The 288-nt window shown below is 60.1% G+C and carries 1 pseudogene; it reads left to right on the top strand.

What is annotated here, in order from left to right:
- Positions 1-288 (top strand): annotated as a pseudogene (locus GTP77_RS29985) (hypothetical protein); the annotation flags it as partial.

The following is a 288-nucleotide window of genomic DNA, read 5'->3' as shown; positions in this document are numbered from 1 at the left end:
TCGACACGGATGGCCGCATTGCGCAGATGAGCAGCAGCGGCGTACACAACGTCACGCTGGGCTATAACAATGCAGACCTGATCAACAGCCTCACTGATGGCGTGTACAGCGCCATGACGTCCGGCTTTGGCTATGACGCTGCGGACCGCGTCAACTCCGTGACCCGCAGCAGCGACGCGCAAAGTTTTAATTGGGATAGCGCGGGGAACCGTACCAGCCAGAGTCGCCAAGGCACGGCCTATACATTTACGCCCGACACGCAAAGCAACAGGCTCGCCTCCTGGAGCG

The organism is Pseudoduganella aquatica (assembly GCF_009857595.1).
Classification (GTDB): Bacteria; Pseudomonadota; Gammaproteobacteria; order Burkholderiales; family Burkholderiaceae_D; genus Rugamonas; species Rugamonas aquatica_A.
Note: the sequence above shows the minus strand (reverse complement) of the source record. Positions and strands in the feature narration are given on the sequence as shown.